This is a genomic window from Massilia sp. LXY-6, assembly GCF_051233485.1.
Classification (GTDB): domain Bacteria; phylum Pseudomonadota; class Gammaproteobacteria; order Burkholderiales; family Burkholderiaceae_D; genus Telluria.
On sequence record NZ_JBKFGF010000055.1, the window covers coordinates 1 to 13,823 of the forward strand.

At 67.2% G+C, this 13,823-nt stretch carries 13 protein-coding genes; 9 read left to right on the forward strand and 4 right to left on the reverse strand.

Going from position 1 to position 13,823, the window contains the following annotated elements; genetic code table 11:
- The 8 genes from ACI48D_RS22145 to ACI48D_RS22180 all read left to right on the forward strand — a co-directional run.
- The coding region (locus ACI48D_RS22145) for a TldD/PmbA family protein (RefSeq protein WP_435573402.1) at positions 1–790 on the forward strand (790 nt) is incomplete at its 5' end.
- A 19-nt stretch (positions 791–809) separates the two neighbouring features.
- The gene (locus ACI48D_RS22150; RefSeq protein WP_435573403.1) at positions 810–2,147 is read left to right on the forward strand and encodes a TldD/PmbA family protein; all 1,338 of its coding nucleotides are present in this window, start codon (positions 810–812) and stop codon (positions 2,145–2,147) included.
- A complete protein-coding gene (locus tag ACI48D_RS22155) occupies positions 2,148–2,765 on the forward strand; it encodes a DUF4159 domain-containing protein (protein WP_435573404.1) in 618 nt (205 codons plus the stop codon).
- 3 nt (positions 2,766–2,768) lie between these two features.
- Positions 2,769–3,761, forward strand: coding sequence for an AAA family ATPase (locus ACI48D_RS22160; protein WP_435573405.1), 993 nt, complete (start codon positions 2,769–2,771; stop codon positions 3,759–3,761).
- Positions 3,762–4,652, forward strand: a complete 891-nt coding sequence (locus ACI48D_RS22165) for a DUF58 domain-containing protein (protein ID WP_435573406.1) — start codon at positions 3,762–3,764, stop codon at positions 4,650–4,652.
- A complete protein-coding gene (locus tag ACI48D_RS22170) occupies positions 4,652–5,647 on the forward strand; it encodes a BatA domain-containing protein (protein ID WP_435573407.1) in 996 nt (331 codons plus the stop codon). The genes ACI48D_RS22165 and ACI48D_RS22170 overlap by 1 nt, the downstream gene beginning before the upstream one ends.
- Positions 5,631–7,631: a hypothetical protein gene (locus ACI48D_RS22175; protein ID WP_435573408.1), complete on the forward strand. Its 2,001-nt coding sequence runs from the start codon at positions 5,631–5,633 to the stop codon at positions 7,629–7,631. Before ACI48D_RS22170 ends, ACI48D_RS22175 begins: the two co-directional genes overlap by 17 nt.
- Positions 7,628–9,175 (forward strand): hypothetical protein, encoded by a 1,548-nt coding sequence (locus ACI48D_RS22180; protein ID WP_435573409.1) that lies wholly within the window; start codon positions 7,628–7,630, stop codon positions 9,173–9,175. Before ACI48D_RS22175 ends, ACI48D_RS22180 begins: the two co-directional genes overlap by 4 nt.
- Positions 9,176–9,197: 22 nt before the next feature.
- On the opposite strand, the gene ACI48D_RS22185 is transcribed toward ACI48D_RS22180, so the two are convergent.
- On the reverse strand, positions 9,198–9,968 hold the full coding sequence (locus tag ACI48D_RS22185) for a spermidine synthase (protein WP_435573410.1): 771 nt from the start codon (positions 9,966–9,968) through the stop codon (positions 9,198–9,200).
- Positions 9,969–10,039: 71 nt separating this feature from the next.
- The gene (locus ACI48D_RS22190) at positions 10,040–10,930 is read right to left on the reverse strand and encodes a LysR family transcriptional regulator (protein WP_435573423.1); all 891 of its coding nucleotides are present in this window, start codon (positions 10,928–10,930) and stop codon (positions 10,040–10,042) included.
- Between the two features lie 100 nt (positions 10,931–11,030).
- Here ACI48D_RS22190 and ACI48D_RS22195 point away from each other — a divergent pair, with 100 nt between their 5' ends.
- On the forward strand, positions 11,031–12,503 hold the full coding sequence (locus tag ACI48D_RS22195; protein ID WP_435573411.1) for an MmgE/PrpD family protein: 1,473 nt from the start codon (positions 11,031–11,033) through the stop codon (positions 12,501–12,503).
- Between the two features lie 6 nt (positions 12,504–12,509).
- On the opposite strand, the gene ACI48D_RS22200 is transcribed toward ACI48D_RS22195, so the two are convergent.
- Positions 12,510–12,962, reverse strand: a complete 453-nt coding sequence (locus ACI48D_RS22200) for a hypothetical protein (protein WP_435573412.1) — start codon at positions 12,960–12,962, stop codon at positions 12,510–12,512.
- Complete coding sequence (locus ACI48D_RS22205) at positions 12,950–13,714, reverse strand: LysM peptidoglycan-binding domain-containing protein (RefSeq protein ID WP_435573413.1); 765 nt, start codon at positions 13,712–13,714, stop codon at positions 12,950–12,952. Before ACI48D_RS22205 ends, ACI48D_RS22200 begins: the two co-directional genes overlap by 13 nt.
- Positions 13,715–13,823: the final 109 nt, after the last annotated feature.

Here is a 13,823-nt window from a genome sequence, read left to right on the forward strand (position 1 = left end):
CGCCAAGAGCGTCGAGCCGGGCAAGTACGACCTCGTGATCGCGCCGGAAAACCTGTTCCTGACGATCCACGAATCGGTCGGCCACCCGACGGAGCTGGACCGCGTGCTGGGCTACGAGGCCAACTACGCCGGCACCAGCTTCTGCACGCTGGACAAGTGGGAGACCCATACATTCAAGTTCGGCGCGGACAAGGTCAACTTCTTCGCCGACAAGAGCACCCCCGGCTCGCTCGGCGCGGTGGGCTACGACGACGAAGGCGTCAAGCCGAAGCGCTGGGACATCATCAAGGATGGCATCCTGGTGAACTACCAGGCCACGCGCGACCAGGCCCACATCATCGGCGAGAAGGAATCGCACGGCTGTTCGTACGCGGACAGCTGGAGCAACGTGCAGTTCCAGCGCATGCCGAACGTCTCGCTGGCCCCGGGATCGAAGCGACTGACGCCGGATCAGATGGTGGAGGACGTCAAGAAGGGCATCTACATCCTCGGCCGCGGCTCCTATTCGATCGACCAGCAGCGCTACAACTTCCAGTTCGGCGGCCAGCTGTATTACGAGATCAAGGACGGCAAGATCGGCCCGATGCTGGAAGACGTGGCCTACCAGTCGAATACCCAGGAATTCTGGAACGCCTGCAGCGCCATCTGCGACGAGCGCGACTGGCGCATGAGCGGCTCCTTCTTCGACGGCAAGGGCCAGCCCAGCCAGGTCAGCGCGGTCTCGCACGGCGCCTCGACCACGCGTTTCAACGGCGTCAAAGTGATCAATACCGGCCGCAAGATCGGCTAAGCGGGATGAGGGAGACAAGATGAAACAGCTGAACCAGGAAGAAGCAAAACGGATCTGCGACCGCGTGCTGTCGTTCTCGAAGGCGGATGAGTGCAGCGTCGCCATCAACGGCAACCGCAGCGGCAACATCCGTTTTGCCCGCAACAGCGTCTCCACGGCCGGCCTGAACGAAGACCGGCGCCTGACGGTGACGGTCGCCTTCGGCAAGCGCCAGGGCACGGCCAGCGTCAACGAATTCGGCGACAAGTCGCTCGAGCAGGCCGTGCGCCGCGCCGAGGACACCGCGCGCCTGGCGCCCGAAAACCCCGAGTATGTGACGCTGCCGGGCAAGCAGGACTTTAAAGGAACCGGTGAATACTTCGCCGCCACCGCCGCGATCGATCCGGACTACCGCGCCGAAGTGGCCGCGCACGCGATCCTGGCCGGGCGCAAGAATAAACTGGTCACCGCCGGCTTCTTCACCGACACCACCGGCTTCGAAACCATCGCCAACTCGAAGGGCCTGTTCGGGCACCGCGAGTTCACCGGCCTCGATTTCACCTGCACCGCGCGCACCGAGGATGGCCGCGGCTCGGGCTGGGTGACGCGCTCCGCCAGCGACGCAAAACGCTTCGATGCCCGCGAAGCGTCCGAGGTCGCCATGGAGAAGGCGCTGCGCTCGGTAGACTCCCGGGCGCTGGAACCGGGCCGCTACACCGTGATCCTGGAGCCGGCCGCGACGTCCGAACTGCTGGGCCGCATGTTCGGCGCCTTCGGTGCGCGCCAGGCCGACGAGGGCCGCAGCTTCCTGGCGAAGAAGGGCGGCGGCAACCGCCTGGGTGAAAAGCTGTTCGACGAACAGGTCAACGTCTGGTCCGACCCCTGGGACAAGGACGTTCCGGTCAGCCCCTGGGACAGCGGTTCGATGCTGGCACGCCAGCGCCGCGACCTGATCAAGGACGGCAAGGTCGCCAACCTCGAGTATTCGCGCTTCTGGGCCCAGAAGAACGGCGTGGCGCCGACCGCGCGCGCCGGCAATATGATCATGGCTGGCGGCAGCAAGTCGCTCGAAGAGCTGATCGCCAGTACGAAGAAGGGCGTGGTGGTCACCCGTACCTGGTATATCCGCATGGTCGACCCGCAATCGGTGCTGCTGACCGGCCTGACGCGCGACGGCACTTTCTATGTCGAGAACGGCAAGATCAAGTACCCGATCAAGAATTTCCGCTTCAACGAAAGTCCAATCACGATGCTCAACAACGTCGATGAATTGGGCAAGCCGGTCATCATCGGGCCGGACGAGGTGGCCTACCGGATGGTGATTCCGCCGATGCGCATCCGCGATTTCAACTTCACCTCGCTTTCAGACGCCGTCTAAGTGGTCTACGACTTCTACTTCACGCGCCTGATGTACGAGTCGGGCGACTGGGATGTGGACATTCGCATGCCCAGCAACGTGCTCAACTCGCTGGTCGAATACACGACCCTGCGGGTGGACCCGGCCGAGCGCGTGATCGCCCTGTCGGACCCGAAGATGCTGCAGGCCCCGTTCTGCTACCTGGCCGGGCACAAGCTGGTGCAGTTCACGCCCGCCGAGCGCCGCAACTTCGAGCGCTACGTGAAGGGCGGCGGTTTCGTCTTCGTCGACGACTGCAACCACGACATCGACGGCCTGTTCGCCAAGTCCTTCGAGGCCGAGCTGGCCAGGATGTTCGGGGCGAAGGCACTGAAGAAGATCCCGAACAGCCACCGCCTGTATTCGAGCTTCTTCAAGTTCGACGGTCCGCCGAACACCGCGGTGGAACTGAACGGCTGGGGCGACGACCTGGTGCACGAATACCTGCGCGCCATCGAGGTGGGTGGCCGCATCGGCGTGCTGTACTCGAACAAGGACTACGGCTGCGAGTGGGACTACGACTTCCGCAACAAGCGCTGGCTGGCGGTCGACAATACCCGCTTTGCGGTCAATATCATTCAATACGCGTTGGGAGCATAGCAAGTGGCAGAGGCATGGACTGAGAACGAGATCGCCGGCCTGGTGGCGAAGGTCGATGAGCTGAAAAGGAGCATGGGGCAGGTGATCATCGGCCAGAAGGACGTGATCGAACTGCTGGTTTGCTGCCTGCTGGCCGGCGGCCACGCGCTGGTCGAAGGCGTGCCGGGGCTTGGTAAAACCCTGCTGGTGAAATCGCTGGCCCAGGCCACCGACATGCAGTTCCGGCGCGTGCAGTTCACGCCCGACCTGATGCCCTCGGATATCGTCGGCACCGAGATCCTCGAAGAAGACCATGCCACGCGCCAGCGTGTGTTCCGCTTCCAGCAGGGACCCGTATTCACCCAGGTGCTGCTGGCCGACGAGATCAACCGCGCGCCGCCGAAGACCCAGTCGGCGTTGCTGGAAGCGATGCAGGAACGTTCCGTCACCTTCGCCGGCCAGACCCATAAACTGCCGCGGCCCTTCTTCGTGCTCGCGACTCAGAACCCGATCGAACAGGCCGGCACCTATCCGCTGCCGGAAGCCCAGCTCGACCGCTTCCTGCTGCGCATCGACGTCGGCTATCCGACCGAGGATGAAGAGATCGCGATGGTCGGCGCCACCACCCATGCGGGGCTGGCCGATGCCGAGCCGGCGATGACGCTGGAGTCCCTGCTTCGCCTGCAGCAGCTGGTGCGCGACATCGAGATCGCCGACCCCATGCTGCGCTACGCGACGCGCTTGGTGCGCGCCACCCGCCCGGGGGAGTCTACGGTCGAGGCGATCCGCAAGCACATCGGCTGGGGCGCCGGCCCGCGCGCCGGCCAGGCACTGGTGCTGGCCTCGAAAGCCCGCGCGCTGATGCACGGCCGCCTGGCGGTCACCCGCGAGGACATTGGCGCGATGCTGCTGCCGGTGCTGGCCCACCGCGTGCTGCGCAATTTCGAGGCGGAGGCGGACGGCATCGCCATCGCCGATATCCTCGCCGCGCTGCGCAACGAAGTCCGGATCGACTAAGTGGCAGCATTGGCTAGTGCCGCGCTGGCGGCGCACACGGGAAAACTCGACCTCGCGATCCGCCACGTGCTGGCGGGGCTGGGTCACGGCATCCACGCCGGCCGCGAGCGCGGCGCCGGGGTCGAGTTCTCGGAATACCGGGCCTACGCGCCCGGGGACGAGTGGCGCCGCGTCGACTGGAAGTTGATGGCGCGTGCCGACCGCTACTATGTGCGCGAGGCCGAGCGCGACAGCCATGTCGCGGTCTGGCTGGTGCTGGACGCCACCGCATCGATGCAGGAACCGAGCCGCAGCATCGAAGGACTCGACAAACTCCGCTACGCACGCCTGCTGCTGGGCTGCGTGGGCGCCATCGCGCAGCGCCAGGGCGATGCGTTCGGCCTGCTGGTCTGCCAGGGCGAGCGCGCCCACTTCACCCCGGCCGCGCGCGGTCCGCGCCAGCTCCAGCGCGTGTTGTCCCAGCTGGAGCGGATCGACGCCGCCGGCACGCTGCCCGGCAGTGAGGTGCTGCGCGCCAGCCTGCACTTCGCGCGCGCGCCCAGCGTGGTGTGCGTGGCCGGCGATTTTCTGGAGTGGCCGTCGCCGCTGTCGGAAGCGATGCTCCGCTTGCGCGGCATGCGCCACGACGTGCGCGCGCTGTGCCTGCAGACCGAGGCCGAGATCGCGGCGGATTTCGACGCCTCGACGGCATGGCGCGATCCGGAAGGGGACGGCAAGCTGTTCCGCTTCGGGCGCGAAGCGCGTGCCGAATATGCGCGCCGGCGTGAAGAATATTTCGCCATGGTCGCGCAGGAATGCCGCGCGCACGATGTGCCCTACGTGGCGGCGCCGATCGAACGCGCGCCCGGCGAGGTCTTGCGCGCGTGGCTACGCACGTGGGGAGGCCGCTGATGACGAGCCTCTGGTGGTGGGCGCTGCCGGTCCTGCTGTTGCCGATCCTGTGGCACCGGCAGAAGCGCGAACAGACGCGCGCCGCGCCGCTGGCGACGGCGCGCTTCCTGCCGCAGTCAGAACCGGTGCAGCTGCGCGTGTGGCGCTGGCGCGACCTGCTCCTGCTGCTGTTGCGCTGCCTGCTGCTGGCCGGCCTGATCGCCCTGCTGGCTGACCCGGTGCTGCCCTGGCGCGGCGACAGCGTGCTGGTAGTGCCGGGCACCGACCCGGCCTTCGTCGGCAAACAGCTGCGCGAGGCCGGCCTGGCGGAGGCACGACGCATCGATCTGCCGGGCCGCGACGCCTACCGCTGGCTGCACGAGCACGAGCGCGAATTCGCGCCGCAGGCACACCTGCTGCTGGTCGGTGACGTCGCGATGCCGGCCGCGCTGCCGCGCCTGCGCCATGCGGTGACGGTGCGCAGCCAGGCGGCCTTGCCGGCGCCGTTCGCGCACCACGTGGCGGTGTACAGCCAACGTGCCGGGGAATGGCGCAAGCTGTTTGCCGCGCTCGGCGAGCCGCAGCGTTACGTATTCGACGAGCAGGCCGGCGCAAAGACCGGGCTGGTGATCTGGGACCTGCCGCAGTCTCCGCCGGCCGGCCTGCGCGCGCCGCTGTGGTGGGTGGCCGACGCGTCCGCCTTTCCGGAACTGGCGAAGGTGCCGCAAACCGATGGCCTGCATGGTCCGGTCAATGCGCTGGACAGCCCGCGCGGACGCCTGTGGAGCGCAGCGTGGCTGCCGCCGCGCGACGCTGCCGAAGTGCGCACGATGTTCGACACCTGGCAGCGCCTGCATGTCGGCGTCGCGCCCCACACCGCGCCGCCGCAGGCGCCGGTCGTCGATGCACGTGCGCCGGCAGGACCGGATGGCGGCGCCCTGCGCGATGCGCTGGCCACCGCGCTGCTGGTCCTGTTTGCTCTTGAAAGGATGTTGACCCATGTCCGCCGGCGCTGACCTCTTCGCGCGCCTCTGGCGTGCCGCGCTGCTGCGCCGCGCCGGCCTGTGGCTGAGCGGTGCCGTGCCCTGGCTGCTGCTGCGCTCCGGTCCCGGCCTGCTGGCCTGGTCGGCGTTCTGCGCCTGGGATGGGCTGCGTCTGAAGCAGCGCGTGGACCGCCACTGGGCCGCCTGGCTCGACGCCGCGCTGCCGGAACTGGAAGACAGCGCCGCGCTGCTGCTGCGGGCCGAATCGCCAGTGGCGCAACTGCAGCGCCGGCGCCTGCTGGCACGCATCGAAGCCAGCCTCACCGGGGCGCGCGTGCGCGTGATCGTGCGCGAACGCGCGCGCCCGGGCCTGCCCTGGCTGGCGGGGAACCTGGCGCTGGCGGCGCTGGCCTGGGGCTCGGCGCTGCTGCCGCATGGTGGCCGGCCGGCTGGGAGTGGTCTGCCGGCCATGACGAAGCCAGCTCCCGCTGCCGTCGCCGCCGAGCTGACCGTCAAGCTCACGCCGCCGCGTTACACGGGTGTGGAAGCATCGAGCTCGGCGCCGCGCGACCTGCAGGCGCCGGAACAGACCGTGGTCGAATGGTGCCAGAAGCAGCCGGCGGCAGATACCGAGACGATCGAACTGAGCGACGGCCAGCTATTACACCCAGGCAGGGAGTGCGCGCGCTGGACCGCCACCGAATCGATCTTCTGGCGCTGGCGCGGCGCCCGCTACACCTTGAAGGTGCTGCCGGACGGGGCGCCCGAGATCGTGGTCACCCAGCCGAACGAGATCATCAAGGAACTGGCGCGCGACGCCACGCAAGCCGCGATGGCGATCTCGGTGCGCGACGACTACCAGGTGAAGCAGGCGACCCTGCACCTCACCCTGGCGCGCGGCAGCGGCGAGAACATCCGCTTCAGCGACCGCGAGATGCCGATCCCGGCTGGCCGCGACCCGCGCCGGCGCGACTGGGCCAAAAACTGGACGCTTGCCGACCTCGGCATGGAGCCGGGTGACGAGCTCTACTTTTTTGTCCGCGCCACCGACAACGCCGCCAGGCCGCACACGGTGCAATCGCCGACCTACACGCTACGGCTGCCGGCCCCACCCGCCGAGGAGGACGAGCAGGTGTCGGCGCTGCCGGTGATGGTCAAGCCCGAGAGCCTGCGCAGCCAGCGCCAGATCATCATCGACACGGAGCAGCTGATTGTCGACATGCGCGTAGGCGACATGCGCGTAAAGAAAATGGATGCGGCCAGCGTGCGCGAGCGCAGCGAAGCGATTGCCGCCGACCAGGCCGCGCTGCGGCGCCGCTACGGCCAGTTCCTGGGCGAGGAATCGACGCTGTTCGGCAAGGACGAGCACGACGACGACCACGGCGGTGGTGGAAACAACAAGCCGCAGGACGTGCTGCACGAGTTCGGCCATGCCCACGACCAGGCCGAGAATGCGACCCTGTTCGACGACGCCACCAAGAAGGTCCTGCGGCGCGCGCTGAGCGCGATGTGGGATGCCGAGAACGCGCTGCGTGCGCTCACCCCGAAGACGGCGCTGCCGCCGGAGCACAAGGCGCTCGATGCAATCAAGGAATTGCAGCAGTCCGAACGCATCTACCTGCACAAGACGGCGTTCGCGCCGCCGCCGATCAAGGAGGACAAGCGCATGACGGGTGACATGGCGGGTGCCGCCAGCAAGCGCCGCGAGCAGTCGGCAGCCCCGGACGGTGTGCCGGCCGGCTTGCGCGACCTGGTGCGGGCCCTGGCCGGCGACGGTCCGCTCCCGAGCCTGTGGACGCGCACCGCGCACGACTGGGTGCGCGCGCGCATCGGCGCCGACGAACAGCGCCTGGCGGCCCAGCGCGCGATCCAGGACGTGACCGACGGCTGCCTGGCCTGCCGCCCGGTGCTGCGCGCCTGGCTGCGCGGCGCCGTGCATGACGCCCCCGTGCTGCTGCAAGCCACGCCGAAGGTCGAGACGCGCTTCGAGCGCGCCGTGCGGGGAGGGGTGCAATGAATACGCTCGGCATGCTCGCCCTGGCGATCGGAATACTCAGCGCACTGGCCTACGCTGTGCGCCGGCGCTGGATCGACCTGCTGCTGGCCGCGCTGGCGGGCCTTGCGTTGGCCGGCGCGGTCGGCAATGTGACGCTGCCCGGCGACGCCGGCGGCACGCTCGCGCTGTCGGTGGCCAAGCCGCCGGCCTCGCTGGACGGCGTACGCGCCCTGACGCTGGACGGTGACGGCCTGCGCGCCGCCGAGTGGGACGACCTGCCGGCGCGTCCGCTGGCCTGGACCGTGCCGGCCACGCCGGTGATCCGGCTGGACTTCCCGTGCACGATCGCCCTGGGTCGCATCTTTACCCTGACGCTGGACCGCTCCTGGCAGGCGCCGGGCCGGCTCCAGCTGCTGGCCGAGAACGACGAAGTGCTGGCCGAGAGCAAGGGAGAGGGGCCGCTGTCCGTGCAGTGGCTGCCGCCGCTGGCCGAGCGCCTGGTCCTGAAGGCGCGCCTGCTGGATGCGGCGGGCAAGGTGGTCGACCAGGGGCCGGTGCCGGTGACCGTGGCCGAGCCCTCCCCGTTGCAGGTGCGCGGGCGCTTCGGCGCGCCGTCCTTCGACCTGCGCACGCTGGACGACCTGCTGGCCGCCAGCAATGCCGTGATCGACTGGCAGGTCGAGCTGGGCAAGAACCTGCGGCGCAGCGAAAGTGCACGCGCCGAGATGAGGGCGCCAGACCTGGATATCGTCGACGCCGCCTGGTTCGAGCGTGCCGGCGAGCCTGCCCGCGCGGCGCTGCTGGCCAGGGTGGCCGAGGGCGCGCCGTTGCTGGTGCTGGGCGCGAACGCGGGCGATCCGGGCGTCTGGTCGCGCAGCGTGGGCTTGCACCTGGCGCCGCAACCGGCGGATAAAACCATCGGCGCGCGGCTGCCGATGGCGTCGGGCGGCCTGAACCCGGCGCAGGCGCGTTCCGGCGAATGGCTGGGAGCGGACGGACTGTGGACCCGCGACTGGCGCAAGGGCCGCATCGCCTGGCTGGGCGTGGGCGGCTGGCACCGCCATGCGATCGAAGAGCCGCGCGCGCTGGCGCTGTGGTGGCAGGAGGTGCTCGACCGCCTGCGCGTGCGGCATGGCGAGGACCTGGCATGGCTCGATCCGGAAGAGCTGCCGCTGCCGGGCCAGCGCCTGGAAGTGTGCGCACGCGGCGAGGCGCTGGCCAAGGGTGGAAATGCCGGCTTCCCCGGGCTGGCGCTGACGCTGCCGTGGCAGCGCCGCCCCGAACGCGTCGATGCTGCCTGCGTGGCGGTGTGGCCGAAGCGGGCCGGCTGGCTGGACGTCCGTTCGCAATCGCCGGCCGGCCGCGCGGCCGACGCTGCGGTCTACGTCTATGCGGACGGCGACTGGGCCCTGTGGCAGCGCGCCCAGCGCCGCGAGGCCACCGCGCGTTATGCGGCCCGCACGCCCGCGCCCGCGGCGGGCGCTGTGCGCAGCCTGCCCGCCTGGCCGTTCGGCCTCGTGTTCGCGCTGGCGATGCTGGGTCTGTGGTGGCGCGAGCGGCGCTGATGAAAGGCCGAGGCGGGTGCCGTCAATCCAGGTGATCCCGCATCCACTCCTTCAAGCCGTTGACCCAGTTCTTGGCCGGCAGGTTATAGCGCCGCTTGATCCCGGCGGCGCGTTCGTACAGGACCGAGAAATCGAGCTCGGGAGCCTGCTTGAAGGCGACCACGACGATGTTGGCGTCGTGGACCTCGGGCAGCCAGACCACGGCGTCGAAAGCCTGCTCCATCGCCTGCAGGTTCTTGTCGTAGTTGATGAAGTCGCCGAACACGTTGGCGGTCATGACACCGCCATCGCGAAGGCAGTCGGCGCAGGCGCGGTAGAACTCGGGGGTGTCGAGCACCGGGCCGCGCGCCTCCTCGTCGTACAGGTCGACCTGCAGCACGTCGACCGTGCCGTGGTTGGCCGGGTCCATCACGAAGTCGAGGGCATCCATCTCGCGCACGTCCAGGCGCGCGTCGTTCGGCGGCAGGCCGAAATACGCATGGCAGATCGCGATCACGTTCGGATTCAGTTCGGCCGCCGTCACCCGTGCGTCGGGGAATTTCTGGTGGCAGAACTTGGTGAGCGCGGCGCTGCCCAGGCCCAGCTGCACGATGCGGCGCGGCTGCTGCACGAACAGCATCCACATCATCATCATCTGCACGTATTCGAGCTCGATCGCATCCGGGCGCGCCAGGCGCATCGAACCCTGCACCCAGGAGGTGCCGAGGTGGAGCGAGCGGACGCCCTCGAATTCGGTGATGGTAGCGGGCGGGTGGCCGGGCTGGGAGAAGCGGGGATCGGTGGGCAAGGACATGGGGCGATTTTAGCGCAGCGGCTGAACACCGGGGTCAGAGTCCTTTTAAAAGCAACACCGGACTCTGACCCCTACTTTGACCCCTGCGCCAGCACCATGTCGTACAGCTGCTGCGCCGCCGGCGACAGGGCGATCCCGCGGCGCCGGAGCAGGCCGACGGTGCGCGTGACGGCAGGCTCCACCAGAGGGATGCTGACCAGTGTCGGGTGTTCGCCCTGCGGCATGGCCAGCTGCGGCACGGCCGCGATGCCCAGGCCTGCCTCGACCAGGCCGACCACCGTCATCACATGGCGCACCTCGCAGAACGAGCGCGGCCGGGCCGGCGTTTCCGCCAGCGCCAGGTCGAGCAGGAAGCGGTTGCCGCTTTCCTTCGCCACCGTCATGTAATCGTATTTCCCGAGCTCGGCCCAGGTCACTTTTTTACGCTTGGCCAGCGCATGGTCCTTGCGGCAGGCGACCACGAACGATTCCTTCAGCACCGGCTCGAACTCGATGTTCGGCTCGTGCGCGCCGATGTAGTTGATGCCGAAGTCGGCCTCGCTGCGCGCCACGCTCGAGAGCACATCGCCGGCGCCTTCGTCCGTTACGCGCAGCAGGATGCGCGGATACATCGTGTGGTAGCGCCGCAGCACCTCCGGCAGGAAGTAGCGCACCGCCGACGGCACGCAGGCAATCGTGACCTCGCCGCTCATGCGTTCGGCGATCGCGCCGATTCCCAGCAGCGACTGGTCCAGTCCGTACAGCAGCTCGCGGGCCTTGCGCGCGAAGTCGCGCCCGACCGTCGTCAGTTCGACCTTGCGTGTCGTGCGCTCGAGCAGCCTGACGCCGAGGGTGGCTTCGAGTTTCGCCACCCTGCGCGACAGCGCCGGCTGGGACAGGTGGATGTCGCTTGCCGCGGCGTGGAAGCTGCCGCGCTCGGCGACCGCGACGAACGCGCGCAGGTCGCCGAGGTCGAGATTCATGTTGGACATGCATTAATTGCTAAGAATTTTGCATTTCACATACTAACACCGCTCATGCATGATGGCTCGACACCAATACCTCATCCATGGAGACGAATTCATGCGCACCACCAATCGCCGCAACTTCCTCAGGGCGGGCGCCGCCGCATCGATCGCCGGCGCCATCGCGCCTGCACTCGCGATGCCGTCCGGCGCTGCCGACGATAAAGCGTCCGCGTCCGGCCCGGCCGCACAGGGCGTGACGCGCACCCTGGCACGCTACATCGTCGGTGCCCGGTACGAGGACCTGCCGGCGAACGTGCGCAAGGAGGGCACGCGCACGCTGCTGAACTGGATCGGCGTGGCCGTGGGCGGCTCGCACCATGAAACGGTCGACCGCGCGGTGGCCGCGCTGGCCCCGTTCTCGGGTCCGGCCCAGGCCAGCCTGCTGGGCCGCCGCGACCGTTTCGACATCATGAATGCCGCCTTCGTGAACGGCGTCAGCAGCCATATCTTCGACTTCGACGATACCCATCTGAAGACCATCATCCATCCGGCCGGCCCGGTGGCCTCCGCGATCCTGGCGCTGTCCGAGTACCACCCGGTGAGCGGCAAGGACTTCCTGAATGCCCTGGTGCTGGGTATCGAGACCGAATGCCGCATCGGCAATGCGGTGTACCCGAACCATTACGACGTGGGCTGGCACATCACCGGCACCGCCGGCGTGTTCGGCGCGGCCGCCGCGGCCGGCAAACTGCTCGGGCTGAGCGAGCAGCAGATGGTCTGGGCGCTGGGCCTGGCCGCCTCGCAGCCGGTCGGCCTGCGCGAATCCTTCGGTTCGATGAACAAGAGCTTCAACCCGGGGCGCGCGGCCAGCAACGGCCTGTTCGCGGCGCTGCTCGCATCGAAGAACTACACCAGTTCGGAAGGCATGATCGAAGCCAAGCGCGGATGGGCCAACACCATCAGCACCAAGCAAGATTACCGCCAGATCACCGAGGGACTCGGACAGCGCTACGAAGCGGCCCTCAACACCTATAAACCCTTCGCTTGCGGCATCGTGATCCATCCCGCGATCGACGCGGCGATCCAGCTGCGCAACGAGAACCGGCTGACCGCCGACCAGATCGCCCGTATCGACCTGAAGGTGCATCCGTTGGTGCTCGAGCTGACCGGCAAGAAGACGCCGCAGATCGGCCTGGAAGGCAAGTTCAGCGTCTACCACTCGGTGGCGGTGGCGATCATCGAAGGCGCGGCGGGCGAGAAGCAGTACAGCGACCGCGCGGTGCGCGATCCGCAGGTGATCGCCCTGCGCGACCGCGTCAGCGCCATCGTCGATCCCTCGGTGAAGCCCGAGCAGGTGGACATGACGATCACGCTCAAGGACGGCCGCACGTTGCACAAGCACATCGAGCATGCGATCGGCAGCGTCGAGGTGCCGATGACGGACCAGCAGCTGGAAGCCAAGTTCACCGACCTGGCCGACGCCGTGCTGCCGGCGGCCCAGGTCCGCAAGCTGATCGAGACCTGCTGGCAGGTGGAGCGCCTGCCGAATGCGGCGGCGATTGCGAAGGCTGGGGTGCTGCAGAAGTAAGCCGGATTACCTGGTTTGCCGCTTGCCGTCCGGTGCAGGAGCGCGGACCAGCGCGCAGGACATCATGTCCGGCGCGTTACTCGTGTAGCCGCTGCGCTTGTCCGCCTGGTAGCTGGCAAGGTCGGCGTAGCCCGTGGCTTCCCATCCGGTATCCTCGCCGCTGTGTTCATCATGGGTCAACGAGATGACACCAAAGCGACATGCGGATGCGGTTCCACTGAATTCGAAGGTAAGCCGTCGTTTTGCGCCGGCTTGCTCGTCTTCCACCAGACGGAAAGGGTGTGCCTTGCATCGGCTGAAGGCAGTGTTCCACGAGATCGATTCCCTGGCTATTTCCAGCGTGCCGTAGCAGGCGCGTCCGGAGCCGACGAAATGTCCCGTCAATGGAAGGGGCTCGGCATGGAGGTGTGCGAACAAGCTGCCGATGGCGAGGGTTGAGAGAAGCGTTATTGTGCGCATGCGGTTTCCTCCTGGGCCTTGCGGATGACGGAAAGGCAGTATTCAAGCTTTCTTGCATAGTCCGGATCACCCACGTTATAGCGTGCCGCGATATTTCTTGGCGTTGGCGGGTCCCATCGGGTGATTACTTTTCGAACCGAGGCTTTCTGAAACCTGAGGGTTTGACCGGGACGCAAAGTTAACATGTTCTTGTTCAAGGTTTTTAGCGTATCGACCGTGGTCCTGTTTGTACGAGCGATTCTTTCGAACGTGTCGCCGGGCTTGGCGGCTATTTCATACACCTTGTTGTCGGTCGCGTCGGTGACAGTCGCTGTGCCAAATTTTGCCAAGCGCATCAGAAGATACCCAATGCCTGCCTGAATATTCATTTGCGGAGTCGCGGTGGCGCTTGCCAACGTGAGCCTGTCCTTCATGTCTGGAGGAAGGATCAAAGGGCCTCCTTCCTTGTCGGAGAAGAGTGCGCGCAGACCGGGATCCCCGGGGTTGCCGATCTGGATTGGCCGAGTGCTCCAAGCCCGATTGGTGGGCCCGCCGGATTCCGTCCATACCATGGCTTTCACCAGGCGCCAATCGAGAAAATAATAGTTGGGGGTGCCGGTCAAATGGCGATTGAAGCGGTTAACAGCTGCTTGTATATCGCAATCATAGGCATGCCATCGCCGGTCGCTCAATGCCGAATCGATCGTTGCCTGCCATAAGCCGAAGCGGTTTTTGGCAGGTTTTTCCACTTCTTTTGACGTTTTCAGTGACATGGTATCTCTCCATTCCATTTATGACTGACAGGAACAAATCGGGATCGTAATCCCGGATGGACGAGATACCTTGTAGATGCGCAAGAATCGGTGTCGAAGCTGCCAAGCC